Below are 15381 nucleotides of genomic sequence, written 5' to 3'. Positions count from 1 at the left end.
TGAAGATCGAATGGCGACAGCATCGCCCGCTTCTGATTTTGCACCGGTTGCGGCCCCAGCCGCAGCCCCTGCTCGCACGCGCGACCCGCGATTGGATTTCTATCGCGGGATTGCGATGTTCATCATCCTGATCGCCCATATTCCCAATGATCCTTGGGCCAAGTGGATACCCGCCCGGTTCGGCTATTCCGATGCGACAGAAATCTTTGTGTTCTGTTCAGGTATGGCCTCAGCCATCGCTTTTGGCGGTGCGTTTCTGCACAAGGGATGGTGGATGGGCACCGCGCGCGTGTCGTTCCGCATCTGGCAGGTCTATTGGGCGCATATCTGTCTGTTTTTCTTTGTCGCCATGTCGATGGCTGCACTGAACCAGACCGGATTGTTCGAAAAGAACTATATCTCATCGCTCAATCTTCAGCATTTCTTCGACGATCCGGCGCCGCAAATCGTGGGGCTGTTTACGCTGACCTACGTGCCAAACTACTTTGACATCCTACCAATGTATCTGGTGGTTCTGGCCCTGATGCCATTTTATATGGCACTCTATCGGGTCAGTTTCTGGCTGATGGCTGCGGTCTCGGTGGCGATCTGGTACATCGCGCAGACAGGTGTGCTGGCGCTTCCAGCCGAGCCGTGGTCAGAGCGCCAGTGGTTCTTTAACCCCTTTGGCTGGCAGTTGCTGTTCTTTACCGGCTTTGCCTTTATGCGCGGCTGGATTCCAGCCCCTCCGGTATCAAAAACGCTGATCTGGGCGGCCATCGCGTTTGTGGTTCTCTCCGCCCCGTTTGGATCGTGGAAGGTGTTTTCCTGGATCAACGCCGCCGCGCCCGATCTGGGCGCCGTGCTGCGTAAGGGCTGGCCGCTGACCGAGGAATTGCGGGGCAAGACCGAATTCGGGCTGCTGCGCTATGTCCATTTCCTGTCGCTCGCCTATCTAGGGTGGGTCGCGGCAGGGGAACATGGTCACCGCCTGATCGCGACCGGTCATAGCGCGGGTGCCCGCATCTGGCAGGTGGTGTTGAAACTGATCACCAAAGTGGGTCAGCAGTCTTTGGCGGTATTTGTATTTTCCATGGCGGCGGCACGACTTATCGGTGTTGCGCTAGATCAATCTGGGCGGGATTTCGCCAGTGTCTTTGTCGCCAACATGATTGGCTTTGCCATGATCATCGGTGTGGCCTATCTGGCCGCTTGGTTCAAATCACAACCTTGGAAGACTAAGAAATGAATTTTACACGTCGTGCATTTCTGGCCTCGTCGACAGCGCTTGCATTCGCTCCGTCGGCATTTGCGTCAGGTGGCGAGGTTCCGTTTGATCGAAACGATGTGATTGCGCTGGCCCGTGATTTGGCCAGCCGCCCCTTTGAAGACCGCGAAATGGTGCCACAGGAATGGCAGGAGCTGACCTATCAGCAATACCGCTCGATCCGGTTCCGCCTGGACCGCGCCTTGTGGTTCGAAACTGAGACGCCCTTTAACATCGATTTCTTTACACCGGGTCTCTACTTCCCGCGCACTGTGCAGGTATCGACCGTTGAAAACGGCATGACCAAACCGGTCGAGTTTGATCTGGCGATGTTCGACAAGTCTGAGGACGTGCCGCAACTGCCGGTGGATGAGACGCTGGGCTTTTCGGGCCTGCGCCTGCGCACCGAAATGCACCGCCCCGGCAAAACCGATGAGTTCTGTGTGTGGCAAGGTGCCAGCTATTTCCGCGCGATTGGCCTGCACGAGGTTTATGGCCTGTCAGCGCGCGGTCTGGCGTTGAAAACCGGTGACCCGGATGGCGAAGAATTCCCGGAATTCATCCGCTTCTGGCTTGAACGCCCAAAGCCCGGCCAACGCAACATGATCGTTCACGCCTTAATGGACAGCCCCAGCGTGACTGGTGCCTATCGATTTGACGTGACCGCCGGTGCGGACTGCGTGATGGAAATTGAAGCGACACTGTTCCCGCGCACCGAACTGACCCATGTTGGCATCGCGCCTGGGACCTCAATGTTCCTGTTCGATCAAACCAATCATAGCCGTTTCGATGATTTCCGACCGGCGGTGCATGACAGCGACGGGCTTTTGATCCGCAACGGCGCGGGCGAAGTTCTCTGGCGACCGCTTGCCAACCCTACACGCCTGCAAATCTCATCCTTTGTTGATACCAACCCGCAGGGCTTCGGCTTGATGCAACGCAAGCGCGAGTTTTCAGACTATGCCGATCTCGAAGCGCTTTATCACAAGCGCCCCAGCCTGTGGGTTGAGCCGATGGGCGATTGGGGCAAAGGCAGCGTCACGCTGGTTGAAATCCCAGCAGATCAGGAAATCTATGACAACATCGTCAGCTACTGGCGTCCGGCTGAACCCTATGCCGCAGGCGCGCAAGTCGACATGTCTTATCGCCTGATTTGGGGGGAAGAACCGCAGCGCACCCCGATGCCACGCGTGATCAATACCGCGATGGGTGAAAATACCTTTGGCGAAGGCCGCCTTGCGGTGATCGACTTTGAGGCCAGCGATCTGTTCGAAGACCCCGACGCGATGACCATCTTTGTGGATTCACCTCACGCCGAGACATCGGAGGGCGTGTTGCAGCACAACCCTGATACCGGCGGATTGCGGCTGGCGTTCTCTTTTGAGCCCGGCGACCGAAATCATGTCGAACTGCGCGCACAACTGAGACTCGGGACACAGCCCGCCTCAGAAGTGTGGCTGTACAGATGGACCTCATGAACAGCGATTTAAACATAATGCCTCCAAAGGCGCCGCTGCGGATGCCCGCGCAAAATTTTGACGCGGGTTTCCGAGATGCTGATGCGCCATCTGCACACCGCAGGCCATCTGCCGGATTTTGGAGGGCGCTGGCGTTTTCTCCGGCAATGTTTGCGACACTTGCGCTGCTCTGGGTGATGAGCGACTGGTTCGGCGCCGCAGGGATCAATCTGATCGAAGGCGTGCTGCTGGCGCTGATCTCGTTCAATTTCTTCTGGATTTCATTCACTGTCTGCACCGTTCTGCTGGGTATGGTGTCTCTGTCCCGGCAGGAACGCCCTGTGCGCAAGGGGCGGTCTCAACCCCTGCGGGTTGCCCTGTTGATGCCCGTCTATAACGAGGTTCCATGGTACGTTCTGGGCAACGCGCGAACCATGCTGGAAGAGTTGCGATCTCGTGGCGGGCAGCATCATTATGCGATGTTTATCCTGTCCGACACGCGCGACCCCGATATCGCCGCACAGGAGCAAGCGAGTATCGAGGCACTGCGCACCTCCTTGGCCCCCGATCTGGAGCTTTATTACCGTCGCCGCGCCGAGAATACGGACCGGAAGGTTGGGAACATCTCGGATTGGGTCAGCCGCTGGGGCGCTGACTGGGACGCGATGCTGGTGTTGGACGCTGACAGTCTGATGACCGGTCGCGCCATTGCAAGGTTGACCGATGCCCTCTCGCGTGATCCGGGCGCTGGTCTGATCCAGAGCTATCCGCAGCTGATCGGTGCGCAGTCGGTTTTCGCGCGGATGCAGCAATTCGCCAACGGCGTCTACGGCATCGCCTTTGCCGAAGGTCTGGCGCGCTGGTGCGGACAAGAGGGCAACTATTGGGGCCACAACGCGATCATCCGTACCCGTGCGTTCGCAACCTGCGCCGGACTGCCCAAACTGCGTTCGTTAAGCGGGCAGGAAAAGCTGATCATGAGCCACGACTTTGTCGAGGCAGGTCTGCTGCGCCGTGCTGGGTGGGCAGTCCGATTCCTGCCGCGTATTCGGGGTTCATACGAAGAAACTCCGCCGACCCTTATCGATCACGCGATGCGGGATCGGCGTTGGTGTCAGGGCAATCTGCAACATCTCAAGCTGCTTGGCTCGGCCGGGTTCCGTGCGGTATCGCGCTTTCACATGTTCCACGGGGCCGTCGGATACCTGATGTCACCACTTTGGTTTGCATTGCTGGTGATGTGGGCGCTGATCGGTCTGGGCAAAGAAGCGTCGGTGCTGCACTACTTCAGCCCCGACAATCCGCTGTTCCCGCAATGGCCTGAGATGAGCGAGACGCGTCATGTTCTGATCATTCTGGTGATGTATGCGATGCTGCTGGCCCCAAAGGTTCTGGGTGTCGCAGCTCTGCCCCTCAGCGGAATGCGGTATTCTGACTTTGGAGGTGGACGGCGGTTTTTCATGTCGTTCCTGTCCGAAGTCATCCTTTCAGTTCTCTATGCGCCTATTTTGATGGTTCAGCAGATGATCGCAGTTTTCCGGACCGCGCTGGGTCTTCAAAAGGGCTGGTCACCGCAAGCCCGCGACGGAGGCAGCTATGGCCTGCGCACCCTGATTCTGTGCCATGCGTTAGAAACTCTCAGTGGCCTCATGTTGAGCGTCGGAATTATTGCAGGTCTCGTTTCGATCTGGCTGGCACCCATTGCGATCAGCCTGGCGCTGGCGATCCCGCTGTCTGCACTCAGCGGCGTCTCAGCTGGCGCGGCGCGGAAGATGGTCCGTATGCGCGAAGACTTTAAGGAACCGGCGATCACACGCCTAGCCCGTCGCCATCGCAACGAGCTGAAACAGGCCATCGAAGGCAAAGGGGTAATGACCCCGGCAGAGTGATCAACTTCCGGGTAATCCTTCGTACCAGTCAATCACCATATCGGACCAGCCTGTCGGCACCGAATGCCCGCCCGGAAACAACGCGAACTCAAGCGCGCTTCCTTCAGCGCAGCGGGTCCACTTTCGGCGCATGAACTGGTCGGTCTTTCCGAACGCATCCGGACGATTGTCGACGCATTCATTTGCGGCCCGCCAGATTTCCAGACCCGCAAAGATATCCCCCTGCTGGAACCGTCCTCCGCCTAAAAAGCGCCCTTCGAGCGGCACCACATTATCCGTCCACCCATGTGTGTGAAACAGCCGCACAGGCCCCGCGCAGTCCTCAGGATGCGGGCGCCAGAAGCCGCCAGACACCGGCGCGTAGGCCGAAAATGTATCAGGTGTTGCGCAGGCCAGATAATTCACCATGAACCCGCCGGCCGAAAACCCGGCCAACACAACCCGGTCGGGGTCCACATCGAACCGGTCTGCCGCGTCCTGCACCACCTCGGTCAGAAAGGCCGTTTCGTCACGCCCGTCCCAACCCGGAAAGAAATTCCAGCTTTTCCTTTCATTGCGGATGGCCCCATCCGGGGCCATCACCGCATAGCCACGGCTCAGCAGCGGGTCGACCATGCCGCGATTGCGCATCGTGCCCACGCCGCTGCCACCGAACCCGTGTAAAAAGACGACCATGGGGGGATTGCCGGCCTCTGGCAGTTCGATGAAATACCCGCCCGACGGGGTTTCGCAAATGTTTTCGGAATCGCCACATTCGGCCAACGCGGCCTGCCCCAAAATTGCAAAAGGCAATGCGAACCAGTATTTAACGGTCATGAAGTATCCTTTTTGTATGAATTCACAGGCAAACCCGCACGCACCCAACCGGGACCTGCGGCAGAGCCGAGCATGCCTTCGGGCACATCGATAATATTGGTGAACCCAGCCTGGGTCAGGCGGTTGCTCAACCTGGCCGACCGCACCCCGCGCGCGCAGATCAACGCAATGGGCGCGCCTCGGTTGCCCGCGCTCAGCTGGTCAAGCGACTGTTCAAAATCCTCGCGACGCATATCAAGAGGGTGCGCACCCTGCGCGATGCCTGTTGCCGCCCATTCACGCGGCGTACGGATATCAATCAGCAACACCTCACCCGATGTCACCTGTTGATATGCGTCGCGTACGCTCAGCTGGCCACCCGCATAATCCTGCGGGATCAGACGATACTCGCGGATTGCAAAGCCAGCAGCAATTGCCGCGCCGCCGCCAAGCAGCACCCATCGTCTGTTTCGGTTCGCGAGTCCTGCCACGTCCGATATCTCCTGTCGCGCTGAGCAGGTTGTAGCACAAGGTGGATGTGTTTTCCCGCGCATTGATCACAGTCGCGGATCAAGTTCTTGTCATGTGAACCACGCAACAAATTCCACGACCTGTGGCATCTAGTACCCGGTCATAAACTTGCAATATCTGGACACTCAGAGAATTATCCTTACAAAATCAATATCACTTAGACCGCCAAGCCCGGAGTATCGCACTTGTCCCTATTCCTTATCGCGGCCCTTCCTTTCCTCGGAGCTGTATTTCCCGCACTGCTGATCCGTGCAGGGCGTAATGCGGCGGCATCTGCCGCAGGGTTAACCACGTTTCTGGCTCTTGCCGGATTATTCATCCACATCCCTGCCGTCATGCGGGGCGAGGTGATCACCGCGCGGTTCGACTGGATTCCGGGGCTGGGGCTGAATGCCAACTTCATGCTGGACGGGCTGGGGTTCCTGTTTGCGCTGTTGATTCTGGGTATCGGCCTGCTGATCATCCTGTATGCGCGGTTCTACCTGTCACGAGAAGATCCGATGGGGCAGTTCTATACCTATCTGCTGCTGTTTCAGGGCGCGATGGTTGGAATCGTTCTGTCTGATAATATCCTTTTATTGCTTATTTTCTGGGAACTGACATCGCTCAGCTCATTCCTGCTGATCGGGTATTGGAAGCATCTTCCCGAAGGGCGACAAGGCGCCCGGATGGCCCTGGCCGTAACAGGCTCTGGCGGGCTAGCGATGATCGCCGGGATGCTGATCCTTGGCAATATCGTCGGGTCCTATGACCTGAGTGTCATTTTGCAGAACAAAGACCTGATACAGGCATCGCCCTACTACCTGCCCGCGCTGATCCTGATCCTGCTTGGGTGTTTCACCAAGTCGGCGCAGTTTCCGTTCCATTTCTGGTTGCCTCATGCCATGGCGGCGCCGACGCCGGTCTCGGCCTATCTGCACTCGGCCACCATGGTAAAGGCGGGACTGTTCCTGATGGCCCGGATGTGGCCGGTGCTGGCGGGTACAGATGCGTGGTTCTATATCGTGGCCACCACCGGACTGGTGACGATGCTAATCGGTGCCTGCATCGCGCTGTTCAAAGACGACCTCAAGGCATTGCTGGCCTTTTCGACTGTATCCCATCTGGGTCTGGTCACGATGCTGCTGGGCTTTGGCACCAAATTTGCGGCTGTTGCCGCCGTTTTTCACATCATCAACCACGCCACGTTCAAGGCTGCGCTGTTTATGACCGCAGGCATTGTCGATCACGAGACCCACACCCGCGACATCAAGCGCCTCGGCGGGTTGCGCCATCTGATGCCGATCACGTTCACAATTGGTACCGTTGCGGCGCTGTCGATGGCGGGGCTGCCGCCTTTGAACGGGTTCCTGTCCAAAGAGATGATGCTGGAAGAGACAGTCCACACCACATGGCTGCATTCGCACTATCTGGTGCCCGGTCTGGCGGTTTTGGCGGCCCTGTTCTCGGCCGCTTACTCGTTCCGCTTTATCGGACATGTGTTCCTTGGCCCCGAACGTCAGGACTATCCCCATCATCCCCACGATCCACCGGTTGGATTGTGGCTGGCGCCGGCGTTCTTGGTCGTACTGGTCGTGCTGATCGGCCTCTATTCAAATGCCATCGTAGGGCCATTGATCGCTGTCGTATCCAGCGCCGTGATCGGTGGAGAGAAACTGCCCTACTACTCTCTCAAGCTGTGGCACGGGTTTACGCCCGCACTCTATATGTCGATAGTGGCGACTCTGGGCGGGCTGTTCCTGCTATCACAGCATCGCCACGGCGAACGATTGTGGAACGCCCTGCCCCGGCCTGAGGCGAAGGTCATCTTTGATGCGGTCATTCGCGCACTGACATCGATCAGCCGCTGGATCACCGACCAGCTGCATAATGGCGTCATCAGCCGCTATGCGATCGTGCTGGTCGCCTTCACCGTTGGGATTGGCTACTATGCCTATGCGACGGGCACAATTGGCGTGGAAACACGCGTTCCGCTGCCTGCACCGATCATCCCAATCATTGGTTGGATCTGTCTGGTTGGGGCCACGCTGGCGATCATGTGGTTCCACCGCAATCGCCTACTGTCTCTGGTTCTGATCGGCGTTGTGGGCCTGATCGTCTCGATGGCCTTTAACTATCTTTCGGCCCCGGATTTGGCGCTGACCCAGATCTCGGTCGAAGTGGTCACGATGATCCTGCTGCTCTTGTCGCTGAACTTTCTGCCGACCGAAACGCCGTGGGATAGTTCCGCCTCGCGGCGCTGGCGGGACGCGGCGATTTCAGTCGTGGCCGGGATCGGGGCGGGTGGTCTGATCTATGCGCTGATGCTGCGCGACTTTGCCTTTCCGACGATTTCCGAGTTTCATCTGGCGAATTCATACAAAGGCGGCGGCGGCACCAATGTCGTCAACGTGATCCTCGTCGACTTCCGGGGGTTTGATACCTTTGGTGAGATTATCGTGCTGGGCATCGCCGCGCTGATCATCTTTGCCCTGACCGAGGCGGTTCTGGGCACCAATGTCCGCAGCTATCTGCTGAACCGCAAACCGCATTGGCCGCAATCGGGCGACTCACATCCGCTTATGATGGTTGTGGCGACGCGCGTTATGATGCCTATTGCGCTGATGGTTGGTGCCTATATCTTTTTCCGCGGCCATAACCAGCCAGGCGGTGGCTTTATCGCCGGTCTGATCGTCGCGATTGCCTTCCTGATGCAATACATGGCAAGCGGGTACACATGGGCGATTGAGCGGCAGCGGTTTTATTACCACGGCACCATCGGTTGGGGCGTGCTGATCGCAGCCGCCACTGGTCTGGGGGCATGGTTCAACGACCGTCCGTTCCTGACCAGCGACTTTGGATATATCCACTGGCCGCCACTGGAAGAGTTTGAATGGGCCACGGCCATCCTGTTTGACACCGGTGTTTTCCTTGCCGTTCTTGGCGCGGTGATGCTGGCGCTGGACAGCCTGTCACGCTTCGCCTGGCAGCCGGGCATGGCGCAGGAATTCCCAATGGACATCAACCCGCTGCGCGACAATCCACCGGAAGAAGAACAAGAAGAAAAGGAGCAGGTCTGATGGAAGCGCTCGTAGCCTCTGCCGTAGGCGTCATGACCGCCGCCGGGATTTTCCTGATCCTGCGCCGCCGAACATTTCCGGTCATCCTCGGTCTGTCGCTGATCACCTATGCGGTGAATGTGTTCCTTTTTGCGACCGGCCGGCTGGCGCTGGATGCGCCCGCAGTGCTGAATAAATACAAAGACGTGCCCTATACCGATCCACTGCCGCAGGCGCTGGTTCTGACGGCCATCGTGATCTCATTCGGGATGACGGCAGTGATCGTGATGATCGCGCTCAGCGCCTATCTGTCGTCTAAGGATGACCATATCGACATGAAACCGGATGACAGCGTGGACGCGCAGGGAGAAGACGCATGAACCACTGGATCGTTGCGCCGATCGTCCTGCCTGCGATTCTGGCCCCTTTCATCATTATGGTCCTGCGGTATCATCTGGACCTGCAACGCATCTTCTCGGTCGCTGGAGTGGTCGCGCTGCTGGGTATCGCGCTGACCATCACGGCGCAAGCGTCCGGTGGCGACATTCAGGTTTATGAGCTGGGCGACTGGCCCGCGCCTTTTGGCATCGTGCTGGTGCTGGATCGGATGTCGGCGATGATGGTGCTGCTTACCGCTCTGCTGGCCCTGCCCATTGTGTTATATGCGATTGCATCCGGCTGGGATGATCGGGGCAAGCATTTTCATGCGCTGTTTCATTTCCAGCTGATGGGTGTTTGCGGAGCGTTTTTGACAGGCGATGCCTTCAACCTGTTCGTCTTTTTCGAAGTTCTGCTGATCGCGTCCTATGGCCTGATGACCCACGGTGGTGGCGCGGTGCGGCTGAAAGCCGGGGTGCAATACGTCACCTACAACCTGCTGGGCTCAACCCTCTTCCTGTTCGCGTTGGGCACGATCTATGCCGTGACCGGCACGCTGAACATGGCCGATCTGGCCGTACGTGTGGCTGAGATACCGCCCGAAGACACCGCCCTGCTGCGCGTTGGTGCGGTGCTGCTGCTGCTGGTGTTCTGTATCAAGGCCGCCGTCCTGCCGCTGCATTTCTGGCTGCCCGCCAGCTATGCGAATGCGCCCCTGCCCGTGGCCGCGTTGTTTGCCATCATGACCAAGGTCGGCGCTTATTCGATCCTGCGTGTCTATACGCTGGCTTTCGGACCAGAGGTTGCTGTGACCGAAGGGTTGGTGGGCACCTGGCTGCAACCTGCCGCGCTGCTGACGCTGGCCGTGGGCGCCATCGGCATTCTGGGCTCGCGCCATATCGCGCGTATGGTGGCCTTTTGCGCCATCGCTTCGATGGGAACTTTGCTGATCGCTATCTCTCTGTTCACACCGGGGGCAACGGCGGCGGCGCTGTACTATATCTTCCATTCGACGCTTGCGACTGCATTGCTGTTCCTTGTGGCCGACATGGTGATGGAACGTCGAGGTGGCGCAATCGAACCCCGAGCACCGATGCCGCAAAGCGGGCTCATCTCAGCCCTGTTCTTTGTCGGCGCGATTGCACTGGCGGGCATGCCACCGCTATCGGGCTTTGTCGGCAAGCTGCTGATTCTGGATGCATCGCGCGACGCACCCGATGCCACCATGATCTGGGCCGTTGTGCTGATCGGCTCGTTCGTCACGATCGTTGGATTGGCGCGCGCCGGATCGCTGATTTTCTGGAAAAGCCACGATGCCAGCCACGCCCCTGAGCCCGACCCGGCGCCCGAGGAACAGACGTCTGGGCGCTCGGCCCCTGAACCGATACCCGGGCTGGCCTTTACGTCGATCTTCGGCACCGTGTTGGGGCTTGTTCTGCTGACCCTGTTTGCCGGGCCAGCGCTTGAATACACCAGCAAAACAGCCGAACAGCTGTTCACGCCGGACCAATACATTTCCGCCGTTTTGGGAGGGGAAGAATAATGAAGCTGTTGCATCGGATATTCCCGCACCCCCATCTGACCATTCTGCTTACGCTCGTGTGGGTATTGTTGGCCAATGCGCCTTCGCTGAATTCTCTGGTCTTTGGCCTGATCCTTGGGATCATCATCCCGTTCATCACACAGCCCTACTGGCCGGACCGGCCAAAGCTGCGCAACTGGCCCATGATCGTCGAGTATATGCTGGTGGTGTTGTGGGACATTGTGATGGCCAATATCACCGTTGCCCGGATCATCCTGTTCAAACGCGATGCGGATCGCACGCCCAATTGGGTCTGCATACCGCTTGAACTGCGCACGCCCGAAGCAATCACCGTGCTGGCGGGGACCATCACCATGACGCCGGGCACAGTCAGCTGCGACCTGTCCGCACAGGGCCACAACCTGCTGGTCCATTGCCTTGACGCCCCCGACCCCGAGGTAGTGCGTGATGAAATCAAGCAGCGCTATGAGCGCCGCCTGAAGGAGATTTTCGAATGATCACCTATGCGATTTACTTTGCCTTCGCCTGTTTCGGCGCTGCAATCATGATGTGTCTCTGGCGGATCATTACCGCCGAGGGCGTCGGCACCCGCGTATTGGCCCTGGATACGATGGTCATCAATACCATCGCTCTGATGATCCTCTATGGGTTGATGCTGGGAACCGAAATCTTTTTCGAGGCTGCCATGATCATCGCCATGCTGGGCTTTGTTTCCACCGTGGCCTATGCGCGCTTTATGCTGCGCGGCAACATCATCGAGTGAGGGCGATATGACAGTTCTCGTCGAATTTCTGATCGCGTTTTTCCTGATCGTCTCGGGCATTTTTGGCTTTGTCGGCTCGTTTGGCATGATCAAGCTCAAAGACCCGATGTCGCGCCTGCATGCACCGACCAAAGCGACTACGCTGGGTGTAGGCGGCGTTTTGCTAGCCTCGATCGCGCACTCGATCCTACTGGAGGGCAAGCTGTCGCTGCACGAATTGCTGATCACGCTGTTCTTGTTCCTCACTGCACCGATCACGGCTCTGTTCATTGCAAAATGGCACATTCATCGGCATGAAAAACCCAACGATCTGCCGGATGCGGGCGAGGATGAGCTTTGGGCCACGCACGCCGTCGAACAGGTCGAAGACGTCCCGGACCACAGCACGAACTGACCCCGATGCATACAACCCCTCTGCCCCTGACCCGAGATCTGGTTCTGATCGGCGGAGGTCATACGCACGCGCTGTTACTGCGGAAATGGGGTATGAACCCTTTGGCAGGCGTGCGGGTAACCGTCATCAATCCGGGCCCGACGGCCCCCTATTCGGGTATGCTGCCGGGCTATGTCGCCGGCCATTACAAACGCTGGGAGCTGGATATCGATCTGGTCAGGCTCTCCCGGTTTGCAGGCGCGCGGGTCATATTGGGGCCGGTCGACGGCATCGATACCAATGCTCGAACCGTACATGTTCCGGGCCGCCCGCCGATCGCCTTTGATATCGCATCCATAAACGTTGGGATCACGTCGGACATGCCGTCCATGGCGGGGTTTGCTGACTATGCCGTTCCTGCCAAACCGCTCGGCCCATTTGCCGCCAAATGGGCTGACTATCTCAACTGCACCGGCCCCGCACCCGTTGCCGTGATCGGAGGCGGCGTGGCCGGGGCTGAGCTGGCGATGGCCATGGCACATGCCTTGCGCGCGCGGTCGCGGACGGCGCAGGTGACATTGATCGACAACGCCACCGCGCTGACCGCGACCAGCCCATCGGCGTCACAGACCATCCGCGATGCCATGCACGAACTGGGCGTCGACCTCATCGAAAACGCCAATATCCGGCAAATCACTCAGGATCGGATCACGCTGGAAGATGGTCGCGATATCGCTGCGGCCTTTGTTACGGGCGCGGCGGGTGCGCGCCCGTATAGGTGGCTTGCTGAAACTGGACTGAAGTTGCAGCAGGAGTATGTCGAGGTCGACGGATACTTGCAGACCAGCGAACCTGCGATTTTCGCTGCCGGAGACTGCGCCCACCTGTCTGAAAACCCGCGCCCTAAAGCCGGGGTTTTTGCGGTGCGCGAAGCGCCGGTTTTGCTCAACAACCTACGCGCCGCACTCGGATCAGGGCATATGCGGCGCTATGCGCCCCAGAAGGATTATCTGAAACTCATATCGCTGGGTGCGAAATCGGCATTGGCCGAACGGTTGGGGCGCTCTTTCAGCGGCCCCTTGATGTGGAAATGGAAAAACCACATCGACCAGACCTTCATGAACAAATTCCGCAACCTGCCCGCAATGCAGACGCCAACACTGCCCAGACATCATGCCGCGGGCATGGAAGAGGCTCTGGGCGACAAACCCATGTGCGGCGGCTGCGGGGCCAAGATTGGCCGAAACGCGCTGCGCGCTGCGCTGCGAGGCTTGCCTGCGTCTGAGAGGGAAGATGTTACGGACCTGCCCGGAGATGATGCTGCGATGCTGTCCACGGGCGGTGCGCGCCAGGTGATCAGCTCAGACCATTTGCGCAGCTTTGTTAACGATCCGGTACTGATGACCCGCATCGCGGCTGTACATGCTCTGGGTGACATATGGGCGATGGGTGCCAATGCGCAGGCCGCAACCGCGACACTCATCCTGCCCCGCATGTCAGCAGAGCTGCAGCAACGCACGATGCACGAGATAATGACCACGGCAGATCAGGTTATGCGGCAGGCGGGCGCCGAGATTGTCGGCGGTCACAGTTCCATGGGTGACGAGTTGACCATCGGGTTCACGGTGACGGGCCTGTGCGAGGCCGCGCCGATAACGCTGTCCGGAGGGAAGCCGGGGGATGCGTTGATCCTGACCAAGCCCATCGGCAGCGGCGTGTTGATGGCCGCTGAGATGGCCGGACAGGCAGCAGGTGCCTGGATTGCCTCTGCATTGCAGATCATGACACAACCTCAGCAGGATGCCGCCCTCATTCTGTCTCAGGCGCATGCTATGACCGATGTCACGGGTTTCGGCCTCGCCGGTCATTTGGCCGGGCTGTGCGAGGCATCCTGTTGTGGTGCACGCCTGAACCTGGATGCAATCCCCGTTTTGGACGGCGCAATAGAACTGGCCCATCAGAACATCCGGTCAACGCTGTTTGCAGATAATCACGCTATCACACCCGAATTGCCCACGGGCGGCAAGGCAGACCTTCTATTCGACCCACAAACCGCTGGCGGGCTGCTGGCCGCCGTCGCGACGGAGCAGGCAGACGCTGTGTGTCGCAAATTGCAAACCGCGGGATACCCAGCCGCCGTTATAGGCCAACTGACTGATACGCCCGGGATTGACCTTCAAAGCTGATCCAGCACCTGCGCAATTCGACCCGCAACCTGCTTCAAGCCGGTCTTATCAAGTGTCTGCGCATCGATGCGGGCGATCATCTTGGTGGGATGCGCTTTTCGGGATTTGTCATAGGCCGGATCATAATGCTGTTCCATCAGAGCTTGCGTAAAGACCTGCCTATCACCCGCCTCGATCAGCTCAATCCACGCGTCCACAACCGCGTGACCGCGATGCACCCTCAGCGGAGAAAGCCGGTCAATCAGACGATCCGTTTCTGACAAGATATCATCATAGGCATGGGCCAGATACGTGGCGCGGGCCTGAATTGGGGCCGAGATCAGGATACGCGGTGCTGCACGCAGCGCCTCCCACAGGCGCGGAGGCAGGATCAGATTGCCAATCTTTGACGATTCGGCCTCAACCACAACGGGACGATCGGAATCCAGCGCGCAAAGCGCCGCTGCCAAGGTTGACTCAAAGCCCTTTTGGCTGGGCTGACCCCCGGGCATCTCTCCCAACAGGGACCCTCGGTGATTGGCCAGCGCCTCGAGATCAAGAACCTGCACGCCCATTGCATCCAGCTCAGCCAACAGCTCGGTCTTGGCCGTGCCTGTATATCCGTCAAGCGCGACCAGCCTGTGGGGCAGAGGGTCGTCATAAAGATACCGTTTCACAAGGCGGCGATAGGTGCGATAGCCCCCTTCGATAACCTCAGCCCGCCATCCGATCTGCTGCAGCATCCATGTGAACGCCCCTGATCGCTGCCCACCACGCCAGCAATACACCAGCGGTCGCCATCCGCCGTCGTGGTGGCTCAGGCGTTGCTCAATATGGTTCGCTGCGTTGCGAAACACCAACGCCGCCCCGAGTTTTCGCGCCAGAAACGGGCTTTGCTGTACATACATCGTACCAACACGCGCGCGTTCATCATCATCCAGAACAGGAAAATTGATCGCTCCTGGCAGATGATCCTCGGCGAACTCTGCCGGGCTGCGTACATCGATCACAGTGTCGAAGACGTGAGAATAGAGCTTGGGCAGACGCAGGACTTCTAAAACCATGTAGATGATCTATCGCGCGGGTGACCGAAATGAAAGCAGGCAGGGTTTTCCTGGTACAGACGGCAGTTGGCGCGCTTACCAGCATGGGTTATTGAAAACTGCGCCCGTAGGCGCAATTAAACATCGATAGTCGTTTCAG

13 protein-coding genes are annotated in these 15381 nt (G+C 58.7%); 10 read left to right on the top strand and 3 right to left on the bottom strand.

Annotated elements, in window-relative coordinates; translation table 11 throughout:
- Positions 1–10 precede the first annotated feature (10 nt).
- Genes ACR0I7_RS01255 through mdoH form a run of 3 tightly spaced genes read left to right on the top strand, consistent with a single transcriptional unit; the run spans position 11 to position 4592 of the window.
- Positions 11–1228, top strand: a complete 1218-nt coding sequence (locus ACR0I7_RS01255) for an OpgC family protein (RefSeq protein WP_480507637.1) — start codon at positions 11–13, stop codon at positions 1226–1228.
- Positions 1225–2724, top strand: coding sequence for an OpgD/OpgG family glucan biosynthesis protein (locus ACR0I7_RS01250; RefSeq protein ID WP_480507635.1), 1500 nt, complete (start codon positions 1225–1227; stop codon positions 2722–2724). The genes ACR0I7_RS01255 and ACR0I7_RS01250 overlap by 4 nt, the downstream gene beginning before the upstream one ends.
- Positions 2721–4592, top strand: a complete 1872-nt coding sequence (mdoH, locus tag ACR0I7_RS01245; protein ID WP_480507633.1) for a glucans biosynthesis glucosyltransferase MdoH — start codon at positions 2721–2723, stop codon at positions 4590–4592. Before ACR0I7_RS01250 ends, mdoH begins: the two co-directional genes overlap by 4 nt.
- On the opposite strand, the gene ACR0I7_RS01240 is transcribed toward mdoH, so the two are convergent.
- Together ACR0I7_RS01240 and ACR0I7_RS01235 are read right to left on the bottom strand one after the other, a co-directional pair.
- Positions 4593–5408, bottom strand: coding sequence for a CE1 family esterase (locus ACR0I7_RS01240; RefSeq protein ID WP_480507632.1), 816 nt, complete (start codon positions 5406–5408; stop codon positions 4593–4595).
- Complete coding sequence (locus ACR0I7_RS01235; protein WP_480509678.1) at positions 5405–5887, bottom strand: rhodanese-like domain-containing protein; 483 nt, start codon at positions 5885–5887, stop codon at positions 5405–5407. The genes ACR0I7_RS01240 and ACR0I7_RS01235 overlap by 4 nt, the downstream gene beginning before the upstream one ends.
- Before the next feature lie 216 nt (positions 5888–6103).
- Between ACR0I7_RS01235 and ACR0I7_RS01230 the strand changes: the two genes are divergently transcribed.
- The 7 genes from ACR0I7_RS01230 to selD are packed head-to-tail and all read left to right on the top strand — an operon-like array spanning position 6104 to position 14199.
- A complete protein-coding gene (locus ACR0I7_RS01230) occupies positions 6104–8977 on the top strand; it encodes a monovalent cation/H+ antiporter subunit A (RefSeq protein ID WP_480507630.1) in 2874 nt (957 codons plus the stop codon).
- Positions 8977–9336, top strand: a complete 360-nt coding sequence (locus ACR0I7_RS01225; protein WP_480507628.1) for a Na+/H+ antiporter subunit C — start codon at positions 8977–8979, stop codon at positions 9334–9336. Before ACR0I7_RS01230 ends, ACR0I7_RS01225 begins: the two co-directional genes overlap by 1 nt.
- Entirely contained in the window at positions 9333–10877 is a 1545-nt protein-coding gene (locus tag ACR0I7_RS01220; protein ID WP_480507626.1) for a monovalent cation/H+ antiporter subunit D, read from the top strand. The genes ACR0I7_RS01225 and ACR0I7_RS01220 overlap by 4 nt, the downstream gene beginning before the upstream one ends.
- Positions 10877–11374, top strand: a complete 498-nt coding sequence (locus ACR0I7_RS01215; RefSeq protein WP_480507624.1) for a Na+/H+ antiporter subunit E — start codon at positions 10877–10879, stop codon at positions 11372–11374. The genes ACR0I7_RS01220 and ACR0I7_RS01215 overlap by 1 nt, the downstream gene beginning before the upstream one ends.
- Positions 11371–11640, top strand: coding sequence for a K+/H+ antiporter subunit F (locus ACR0I7_RS01210; protein ID WP_480507622.1), 270 nt, complete (start codon positions 11371–11373; stop codon positions 11638–11640). The genes ACR0I7_RS01215 and ACR0I7_RS01210 overlap by 4 nt, the downstream gene beginning before the upstream one ends.
- 7 nt (positions 11641–11647) lie before the next feature.
- The gene (locus tag ACR0I7_RS01205; RefSeq protein WP_480507620.1) at positions 11648–12034 is read left to right on the top strand and encodes a Na+/H+ antiporter subunit G; all 387 of its coding nucleotides are present in this window, start codon (positions 11648–11650) and stop codon (positions 12032–12034) included.
- Between the two features lie 5 nt (positions 12035–12039).
- Positions 12040–14199, top strand: coding sequence for a selenide, water dikinase SelD (gene selD, locus ACR0I7_RS01200; protein ID WP_480507618.1), 2160 nt, complete (start codon positions 12040–12042; stop codon positions 14197–14199).
- On the opposite strand, the gene mnmH is transcribed toward selD, so the two are convergent.
- Positions 14190–15242, bottom strand: coding sequence for a tRNA 2-selenouridine(34) synthase MnmH (gene mnmH / locus ACR0I7_RS01195; RefSeq protein ID WP_480507617.1), 1053 nt, complete (start codon positions 15240–15242; stop codon positions 14190–14192). The genes selD and mnmH overlap by 10 nt on opposite strands.
- Positions 15243–15381: the final 139 nt, after the last annotated feature.

It is taken from the genome of Ruegeria sp. AM1 (genome assembly GCF_056540745.1).
Note: the sequence above shows the minus strand (reverse complement) of the source record. Positions and strands in the feature narration are given on the sequence as shown.

Coding starts and splice junctions, on each gene's coding strand:
- ACR0I7_RS01255 (WP_480507637.1), top strand. CDS start 11: ATGGCGACAGCATCGCCCGCTTCTGATTTTGCACCGGTTGCGGCCCCA.
- ACR0I7_RS01250 (WP_480507635.1), top strand. CDS start 1,225: ATGAATTTTACACGTCGTGCATTTCTGGCCTCGTCGACAGCGCTTGCA.
- mdoH (WP_480507633.1), top strand. CDS start 2,721: ATGAACAGCGATTTAAACATAATGCCTCCAAAGGCGCCGCTGCGGATG.
- ACR0I7_RS01240 (WP_480507632.1), bottom strand. CDS start 5,408: ATGACCGTTAAATACTGGTTCGCATTGCCTTTTGCAATTTTGGGGCAG.
- ACR0I7_RS01225 (WP_480507628.1), top strand. CDS start 8,977: ATGGAAGCGCTCGTAGCCTCTGCCGTAGGCGTCATGACCGCCGCCGGG.
- ACR0I7_RS01220 (WP_480507626.1), top strand. CDS start 9,333: ATGAACCACTGGATCGTTGCGCCGATCGTCCTGCCTGCGATTCTGGCC.
- ACR0I7_RS01215 (WP_480507624.1), top strand. CDS start 10,877: ATGAAGCTGTTGCATCGGATATTCCCGCACCCCCATCTGACCATTCTG.
- ACR0I7_RS01210 (WP_480507622.1), top strand. CDS start 11,371: ATGATCACCTATGCGATTTACTTTGCCTTCGCCTGTTTCGGCGCTGCA.
- ACR0I7_RS01205 (WP_480507620.1), top strand. CDS start 11,648: ATGACAGTTCTCGTCGAATTTCTGATCGCGTTTTTCCTGATCGTCTCG.
- selD (WP_480507618.1), top strand. CDS start 12,040: ATGCATACAACCCCTCTGCCCCTGACCCGAGATCTGGTTCTGATCGGC.
- mnmH (WP_480507617.1), bottom strand. CDS start 15,242: ATGGTTTTAGAAGTCCTGCGTCTGCCCAAGCTCTATTCTCACGTCTTC.